Source organism: Nonomuraea sp. ZG12 (assembly GCF_052068115.1).
Lineage (GTDB): Bacteria > Actinomycetota > Actinomycetes > Streptosporangiales > Streptosporangiaceae > Nonomuraea.
Window position 1 is genome coordinate 1 of sequence record NZ_JBQHCW010000058.1, and the last position, 9,210, is coordinate 9,210.

Genomic DNA, 9,210 nt, shown 5'->3' on the forward strand with positions numbered 1-9,210 from the left:
CTGGTGTAGGTGTCGCGGGTGAAGGTGGAGGAGACATGGCCGAGGGTCTCCTGCACGATCTTCAAGTCGACTCCGGCGGCCAGCATCAGCGAGGCGGCCCCGTGCCTGAGGTCGTGCAGCCGCACCGGCGGCAGCCCCGCTTCGAAGGCCAGCAGGTAGAACTGGTCGCTGACCTGCTGTGGATGCAGCGGCCGGCCGAGTTGGTCGGTGAAGACGAACCCGCTCTCCGTCCACACCTGCCCGGCCGCCAGCCGCTCGGCGGCTTGGCGCTTGCGGTGGGCGCGCAGTGCGGTGATGGTGTCGGCGTCCAGGGCAATGGTGCGGTCGCTGGCCTCGGTCTTGGGCCTGCCCTGCACCGGCTCCCAGCCCAACTGGGTGATCTGCCAGTGCACCCCGGCCGTCCCGGCGTTCACATCGACGTCCTTCCAGCGCAGCCCGACCGCCTCACCACGGCGCAGCCCCCGTAGCGCGATCAGCCGATACAGGGCGAACAACCGGTGGACAGCCGCCCGGGTGAGAAAGGCCGAGGTGTGGGCGGGCGTCCACACCATCACCGGCGACGGCCGGGAGGTGGAGACATAGACGTTGATCGTCCCGGCGCGGCTGAGGCGGGCGCCGCGCTGCTGTTGCTCGGCGGCCAGCCGCTGATGCAGTTCACGGTTTTGAAGCGGTACAGGACAAACACAAGACGCGATCTTGTCTGCAGGTACAGACCCCGTTAAACCACAGGTCAGAGCCATCGTGGCTACATTTTGACGCGGAACAGGCTGCTGACCCGGTAGGCGAAGATCGCGCTCTCGTCGCCGAGGGTGTAGTGCACGCCGGAGAGCGGGTCCTAGAGCGCGCCGAGGCGGTGGAGCGCGCCGCGCTGGTGCTCCTGCCGAAAACTGCATCCATGCAGGCCAAGAGCCATGTGGCCACCCATGGTGAACTCCGCCGAGCCGTCCGGCGCCTCGAGTCCTGCGACGATCACGGAAAGCGCTCTCTAGCTCACTAAAAAGGATCTTTACTTTGATCGCAACACCTGTGATGATCACTTCGTTTTTGCCACATTTGTTCGAAAGGATCGAGTGAACCCATCACGAACAGCGTCCGGCTTATCCAGCCGGACGCGCCGCCGCGCTGCCCTGATCGCGGCTCTGACCATGCCGCTCTCGCTGCTGAGCGTGCCCGCGATCGCCCAGGGCCTCACGCCACCCCCCTCCACCACTCCCACGACGCCGCCGAAAGCCCCCGCCACGCCCACCGGTAAGGCGCTGGCGCAGGCCAAGAAGGACAACCGGCGCATCGAGATCGAGTCACTGCGCTCGGAAAGCGCCACCTACTACGCCAACCCCGACGGTAAGACCCTGCGGATGGAGCAGTACCTGGAGCCCATCCGGGTCAAGAACGCCAAGGGTGACGGCTTCACCCCGATCGACACCACCCTCGTCGAGGCAGATGGCGTCATCAAGCCCAAGGCGGCCAAAGACAGCCTGCTGCTGTCCACCGGCGGCAACACCGAAGTGATCAAGAGCAAGAGCGGCAACATCGCCGCTCAGATCGACGCTCCGCGCACGCTGCCCAAGCCCACGCTCAACGGCAGCACCGCCACCTACGCCTCCGCGTACGGCAAGGGCATCGACCTGGTCGTCACTGCCACCCCGACCGGGTTCCGCCAGCAGATCGTCATCCGGCAACGCCCCGCCGGCCCGGTCACCTTCCGCGTCCCCGTCGAACTGCCCAAGGGCATCGCCTTCGGCGAGAACGCCAAGGGACAGCCGACGCTGAAGAGCGACAACGGCAAGCGCAGCCTGGCCATCCGGCCCGCGGCGCTGCTGGACGCGGCCGCCGCCGACGCGAACGCCGACCTCGGCGCCGTCAGGATCGGCAGGGCACAGGTGAGCCTGGACGGCTCGGCGCTGGTGTACAGCCCCGACCCGACCTTCCTCGCCGACCCGGCAACGACGTTCCCGGTGACCATGGCCGCCGTCGAAGACGACTGGTACGAGTGCACCCTCGGGGGCGACCCCTGCCCCCCCGGCGACCCGATGGACACGTACATCAATGACGTGGACCTCACCGACAGCTGGGACATGCACTACCGCGACCAGATGTGGGTCGGCAAGTCCTACGCCAGCAACATCGCCAAGCGCTGGCGCGCCTACATCCAGTTCCCGCTCCCCCAGCCAAGCGACCCGTTCTGGGGCTCCACCATCCAGAACGCCGACCTGGAGCTGTGGAACTACCTGTCCAACGACTGCGGCGATCGCGTCGGATCCGGGATCACCGCCCGGCGGGTCACTTCCGACTGGGACCACCTGAGCCTGCAATGGAACGACCAGCCGACGGTCACCAACACAGGCGCCGACACCGAGTACGGGGCCTACAGTCCCGACTGCACCGGCTCGATGAACTACGAGCACGACCTCATCCACTCGGTCAACACCATCGTCCAGGAATGGGCAGACGGCGAAACGAACTACGGCATCCAACTCCGCGCGGGTAACGAATCCGAGCAGCGGAACTGGCGCCGCTACCGCACCCGGGAGGAGACCAGCGGCTATCCCGCACACGGCCCCAGACTCACCGTCGACTTCGAGCCACCGGTGCCACCCCACCGGGAAACGGTCGTCATCACCTCGCGCGATCCGCTCACCTCGATCCCTGAGTACGAGGAAGCCCTCACCAAGTCGGTTTACGTGCCGGAAACGCCCGAATCGGCTGATTCGCTGGCCATGAGCGAGGAGTTGGCGGCCGCCACCGAACAGCACCGCGACGGTGAAGCCGCCCTGATCGGAACCGACAAGCTCTCTCCCAGCGTGCCCTATCCCGGCGATGGCGACGACAGCGACACCGTAGACGACGAGGATACGTCAACGCCACGGGTACGGGCGACGGAACCAGCCAGCGAGGCGGTCGACGTCCCTCTGGACTGCAGGGTCCGGGTGACGTTCAGCGAGCAGGTCGCCGGACCGACGATCGTGGTGAAGGACGCTCAAGGTACTGACGTACAGGGCAGCACCGACCTCGACAGCACAGGAAAGATCGCCACCTTCATACCTACGCAGCCGCTCCGCCCCGGCACGCAGTACACCGTCGAGGTTTCGGAAGCGATCGACGCGTGGGAGAATACGATGGAGCCATACTCGTGGTCCTTCCGGACGGTCGACCAGGCAGCCGCTCGTTGGACGTTCGACGAGGGAGACGGCCGTACGGCTGCCGACTCCTCCGGCAACGATCACGATGCGAGCCTGAACGACACCGCGGCGTGGATCACCGGCAAGAGCGGGAACGCGATCTCCAACGTGCCGTCGCAGGCGCGGACCGCGGCGGCCGCGCAGGCGGCCGAGCAGGGCAAGCCGGTCGAGGTCGCCGACGAGACGACCGCGACGAGCATCACCTACGCGCAGCCGGACGGGAGGACGTTCAAGACCGAGGTCGCGGCCGGTCCGGTACGGGCCAGGCAGGGCGGCGGCTGGGTGCCGGTCGACACCACCCTGGACGAGCAGGGCGGCAAGCTGCGGGCCAAGACCCTCGCCGAGGGCGCGGTCGTGGAGCTCTCCGCCGGTGGCATGGATCCGTTCGTGAAGATGTCCGCCGATGGCAAGTCGTACGCGCTTCGCTGGCCGACGCCGCTGCCTAAGCCGACGGTCAAGGGCAGCGTGGCCACTTACACCGACGCCGCGGGTGTCGGTGCCGATCTGGTGGTGACGGCGTTGCCTAGCGGATTCCGGTATGAGGTGGTGCTGCGGCAGCGGCCCGCCAAGGCGGTGGAGCTGCGGGTCGGCGTCGAAGACGAGGGCCTGACCCTGTCCGAGGGCAAGGGCGGCCGGCTGCTGCTGAAGGGTAAGGACAAGAAGCTGGTCGCCGCGGGAACGCGGACGATCGTGTCGGACGGCAGCGGCAAGGGCCGCCCCGCATCGGTCAAGCGCGCCGAGGCTGGCACGGATGTGGTCACCAAGGGTGGTCTTACGGAGTTGGTGGTCAAGCCAGATCAGGCGTTCCTGGTGAACGCCGGTACCACCTATCCGGTGCGGGTGGCCGCAGCGGTCACGTTGCCGCTCGGTGCCGACATCGACGTCAGCTCGGACGGCTTGCCCGCACTCCCGGACAACCCGTACATGATGGCCGGCACCATGACGGGTGGCATGAAGGCGCGGGTGCACCTGCGGTTCGACACCGCAGGCCTGCAGGGCAGCACGGTGACTGACGCCACGTTGTCGATGAACACCATCGACAGCCATAACTGCGGCGCCGCGCTCGCCAACGGCATCCAGGTCGCCCGCCTGACCGACGCGTGGAACGCGGACAACCTGTACTGGGCCAACAAGCCCGCCCTCACCACCGAGGATGCCTCCACCAACTTCAAGGGCGTCGACCAGAACTGCGCCACCTATCCGGACAGCATGGACTGGAACGTCACCGGAATCGCCCAGGACTGGGCCGCCGGCGCCGCCAACCACGGCCTGGTGCTCAAGTCGCCCGGCGAGGCGAACATCAACAACTACCGGGTGTTCACCTCCTCCGAAGAAACCGACTTCAACCTGCCGCCGACGCTGACCGTCACCACCAGCGGACCGGCATCGCAACCAGCGGTCTCCGCCCCGGCCATCACCCCAGCGCTTTCGGTGGACGGCGTCACGGTCACGACCTCACTCACGCCACAGCTGTCCGCGACCGTCGCCGATACCGCTGGCGGCAATCTGACTGGAGAGTTCGAGGTCGAGCACGACCCGGCCGCCACCGGCCAGGGCACCGGCCAGGTCTGGAGCGGCGCCTCACCGGCGGTCGCCTCCGGCGGCCAGGCCACCATCAGCCTGCCTGCCGGGAAGCTGGTCGACGGCTGGGAGATCCGCTGGCGAGCCCGCGCGGTCTCATCCTCGGCCGCCTCGGCTTGGTCGGACTGGCAGGCCACCACCGTGGACGTGCCCAACCCTGCGGTGAGCGCCTTTCAGGCCACCCCCTCCCAGGTGGTGGACGGCCTCACCGTGGCCACCAGCCTGACCCCGGCTCTGCGCGCCACGGTCACCGACCCGGCCGCCCAACCGGTACGGGCCGAGTTCGAGCTCGAACACGACCCCGCCGCGACCGGTCAGGGCACCGGCCAGATCTGGGCCGGCGACCTCGACAACGTCGCCTCCAGCACCCAAGCCTCGGCGACCGTCCCCGACGGGAAGCTGAGCGACGGGTGGAAGGTACGCTGGCGCGTCCGGGCGATCAACACGGCCACCACGGTTAGCTCGCCCTGGTCCGACTGGCAGGCCCTGAGCATCGACGTACCCGACCCGGCCTCCGAACCGGCCGTCGGCGCACTCCAGATCACCCCGTCGCAGCAGGTGGACGGCATCACCGTCACCCCCACCCGTACCCCGGCACTGCTCGCCCAGGTCAGCGACCCGGCCGGCAAGCCGCTCCGGGCCGAGGCCGAAATCGAACACGACCCTGCCGCACCCACCGATCAGGGCAGCGGCCAGATCTGGACCGGCAGCGCCGACAACGTGCCGGCCGGCACCCAGGCGAGCTTCGCCGTCCCGGCGAACACGCTCGCCGACGGCTGGAAGCTGCGCTGGCGGGCCCGCGCGGTCTCGGCCACCGCCACCTCAGCCTGGTCGGACTGGCAAGCGTTCACCGTCAACCTGCCCAAGCCCACTGCCACCGGCCTGACCATCGCCCCCTCCAAGGTGGTGGACGGTGTGACAGTGACCGATTCGCTCACTCCCACGCTGCAGGCCACCCTCACCCACCCGACCGGCCAGGTACTGCGTGCCGAGGCCGAGATCGAGCACGACCCTGCCGCGCCCGAAGGGCAGGGCACCGGCCAGATCTGGGCAGGCGCCGTGGACAACATCGCCTCCGGCGCTCAGACGAGCCTCACCGTCCCGGCGAACACGCTCACCGACGGGTGGAAGGTGCGCTGGCGACTGCGCGCGGTCGCCAGCGACGCATCCTCGGCCTGGTCGGGCTGGCAGCAGGTGAAGGTGGACGTCATTCTGCCGGGCGAGGAACCCCTGGCTCAGACGGCTGGCGCGGTGATCCGCACCGACCAGAGCTTCACCGCCGCCGCCTGGCTGCGCTGGAGCGACAAGGACGGCGACTACACCGTCGCCGAGCAGCACGGCACCCACCAGGCGCCGTTCCGGCTCGGCAACACCGCCGAGCACGGACTGGTGTTCACCTTCACCAGCGCTGACGCCACGGATCCAACGGTCGAGGGCGTCCTGTCGGGCGTCGAACCGCCGACCGATGAGTGGTTCCATCTGGCGGGAACCTATGACGCGGCCACTCGGACGGCCAGCCTGTACCTCAACGGAGCACAGGCCGGGACCGCGCAGCTGTCCTTCCCCGCCTGGGACGCCCAGGCTCCGCTGCGGATCGGCGCGGTGATGGCCGGAGGCACCGACGACGTCCGAATGTACCAACGCCCGTTGAGCGTCGATGCTGTCGCCGACATGGTCGCATCGGTCACGGCCACGGCGACCATGGCTGCGCCCGCGCCCCAGGAAACCACGCCCACGCAAGTTGCGGCGCAAACCGGCAACTTCGATTACGACCGCCTCGATCTCGCAGATTGCATGATCGCTCCGAGCGGGCGTCCTGAGGACTACGACTCTCGCATCCGGGAACTTCCTTACAACTCGTGCTGGTCTGCGTACCTCTACATCCAGGACTTTGAACAAGACCCCGACTCCGGGTCCTGGCGGAAGGCGAACGCGAAGGGGGCCACGTCGGGATCCACAAGCCTGACGGGCTTTCTGGGCAAGCAAGTTCTGAGCGAAGTCTTGGAAATTGCCGAAGAGCCGTTCGACGACGACGATGCATTTCGCCTTCGCGCGACCTGGATCATTCACAGCTACCTGGGCGATCCGACCGGGAATGCAGTGGTGGGCGGCGCCGGAACCGGTCTCAAGCCCACTGACCTGAAAATGTTCGTCCGCCTGGACGATTTCGCTGTCGTCGACCACGACGGACGCGTCAAGTATTCGTCGGACAAATTGAGTGGTCTACCCATTCGGGTGATGGTGGACCAGGGGTCATCCTCACCCACCACCGACTGCGGCGAGGCGGCCTTGACAACAGCAGACGTCTCGGAATGGCACACCCACCCTGACGCGACGGCCATCTTCCATCCGAAGTTGCCAGCCTCCGGTGTCGCCGTCTGTTCGATATTGCCTGTCCTCAACATCTACACCGATGAGGGGACGGCGACACTATACCTCTGGAACCAGGAGGTCGTGGACGATGACGGCAAAACCATCGGCAAGCGCCGACACGGTGAGGACAGTCCCTATAACCTCAAATGGGTGCCGAACTTCCGCTGCGACAGAAGGATCTTCGGCGCCAGCGATCCGGACATCGAAGACCGCTTCGGGGGCTGCGTCAACACCAGAGCCAATCGCGTATTCGTCATGTCCAAGTCCAGGGACACTGATTTCCCACAGGTCATCGACCACATCGAGGAGGCGCTCAATCCAAACAACGCCGGCACCTTCCCCCCGCGTCGACCAGGCCATAACTGGAGCACGCCAGGCTTCCCGCCTTCGCGGTATACCGGCCCGGTGCCACAGAACAAGGCAATTCCCGGCAACTGGGCCGCGCCCGAGTTCGATTCCACGGGCAAGCCCAACCCCGCGGCCAAGCCGTTGACACGTGGAACGCCCGGCGTCACCAACACCCAGAACAGGAAGCACTTCTCGCAGATCGAGATGCACATGGACGTGGGGGTGCTTGGAAAAGAGATGCACTGGCTGATCCCGGGGGATACCCAAGCGGAGAAAGACGAGCACCAGCACAGGGTCTACATCAACTACTGCAAGTACTACATGCCGGAAAAGTACCGAGCCCCGACGAGGCCGGACAAGCTGCCCATCGGCATGGGCAATCAGTGCGATGAATATCCGTTCGCCTCGACCAAGCAGGGCGCTAGTTTCGCTCAAGGAAACTATTCTCTGAAGGCCCTGAACGGAGTACAGAACAGAAAGCAAGGAGATGCGTTGAAAAAGTTCTATGGAGATTTCCGTGTCGGCGAGGACAACAAGTTCTGGGTGCTCATTGAGTCATAAGCCCAACTAGCCTGCGCATATATTGCAGCAAGGGTCGGAGAGTGCTATAGTGCCACTCTCCGGCCCTTGCTCGATACAGAGACAAGCAGAATTCAGGTGATTTTGTGGACAGCCTTCCGGCGGAGAGTCAATATCGCCTCCTGAGCGAACATGGAATCGGCCCCGAATTCCAGGCCCAGTGGGTCGACATCGAAGACCTCCGAGAGGTGGCCCTACGTCTGCAAGTCGCACCGGAGACTATGGTCTCATGCGATATAAAGACTGCCGCAAGGTCGATACCGCCATCGTCCAGGATGGAGCAGGTATGGATATCCTCACTCAATCCCGGCTGGTCTCATGTCCTTCGACTCAGCGGTTCACTGCCGTCGCCCGTCGAACTCAGCCTTGACGGTCATCGCGTTTTCGAAGTCACCTATCTCGCCTCGGTCGGCGAGGTCGATCCACCGTTCTACGCTCACGACGGAGAACTTAACGTCGAGTTCCTTGCCGAGGAGGAATACAGCGTCTGCTGCGCAGATCTGAGATTCAACGACCAGACGCCGTTGCCAGACGTACTGGAGCAGTATCTGGTCGTTCTGGGAAGAATAACGGGACGCTTCCTCGACCGCGACTGGGTTTCATCGCCGGGGTTGCTGGGGGGTATCCCCTAATAATCCGTGGGTCGTGGGTTCAAGTCCCACCCACTCTGCCACGCTGACCTGCGGCTTCACGCGGATCTGTAGTCGCGTCATCTGATCGCGAGTCACGGTGAGCCATATGTGAGTCACGACTTCGCCCTTGCCCTTGCTGCGCTGCGCTGCGCGCCGATCCTCCCGTGCCACAGAGGCCAGCGCGCTACCAGCGCCCCACGGATGCGATATGGCGTTTCTACACACCACAGAAGGCTGTGTCCACGGGGGAATCGGAATGAGAAATAACCTGCATACCTTGAGGGCGCGCACGGCTTCCCACCTCCTATGGTGATTCCACAGGGCGCTGTGCCTGCCGAAAACCGCGTCCATGCACGTCAAGCAGACTCTGTATCACCCTCGCGACTACAAGTCATCCTGGCGGGCAGGCGAACATCGCCTACCCGATGGCTGCTCGGTGGTTGCTCGGTGGTTGCTCGCAGTCGTTCGATCTGCAGTGGGGTTGGGGCCTGGTCACGAGATCCCGGCTTATGACAGCC

The 9,210-nt window shown here is 65.7% G+C and carries 3 protein-coding genes; 2 read left to right on the forward strand and 1 reads right to left on the reverse strand.

What is annotated here, in order from left to right:
* On the reverse strand, positions 1 to 551 hold a 551-nt coding region (locus ACTMTF_RS48960; protein WP_441116967.1), incomplete at its 3' end, for a site-specific integrase.
* Positions 552 to 1,145: 594 nt separating this feature from the next.
* Between ACTMTF_RS48960 and ACTMTF_RS48965 the strand changes: the two genes are divergently transcribed.
* Positions 1,146 to 8,042, forward strand: a complete 6,897-nt coding sequence (locus tag ACTMTF_RS48965) for a DNRLRE domain-containing protein (RefSeq protein WP_441116968.1) — start codon at positions 1,146 to 1,148, stop codon at positions 8,040 to 8,042.
* A gap of 104 nt (positions 8,043 to 8,146) precedes the next feature.
* Positions 8,147 to 8,692: a hypothetical protein gene (locus ACTMTF_RS48970; RefSeq protein ID WP_441116969.1), complete on the forward strand. Its 546-nt coding sequence runs from the start codon at positions 8,147 to 8,149 to the stop codon at positions 8,690 to 8,692.
* Positions 8,693 to 9,210 lie beyond the last annotated feature (518 nt).

Coding starts and splice junctions, on each gene's coding strand:
- ACTMTF_RS48965 (WP_441116968.1), top strand. CDS start 1,146: ATGCCGCTCTCGCTGCTGAGCGTGCCCGCGATCGCCCAGGGCCTCACG.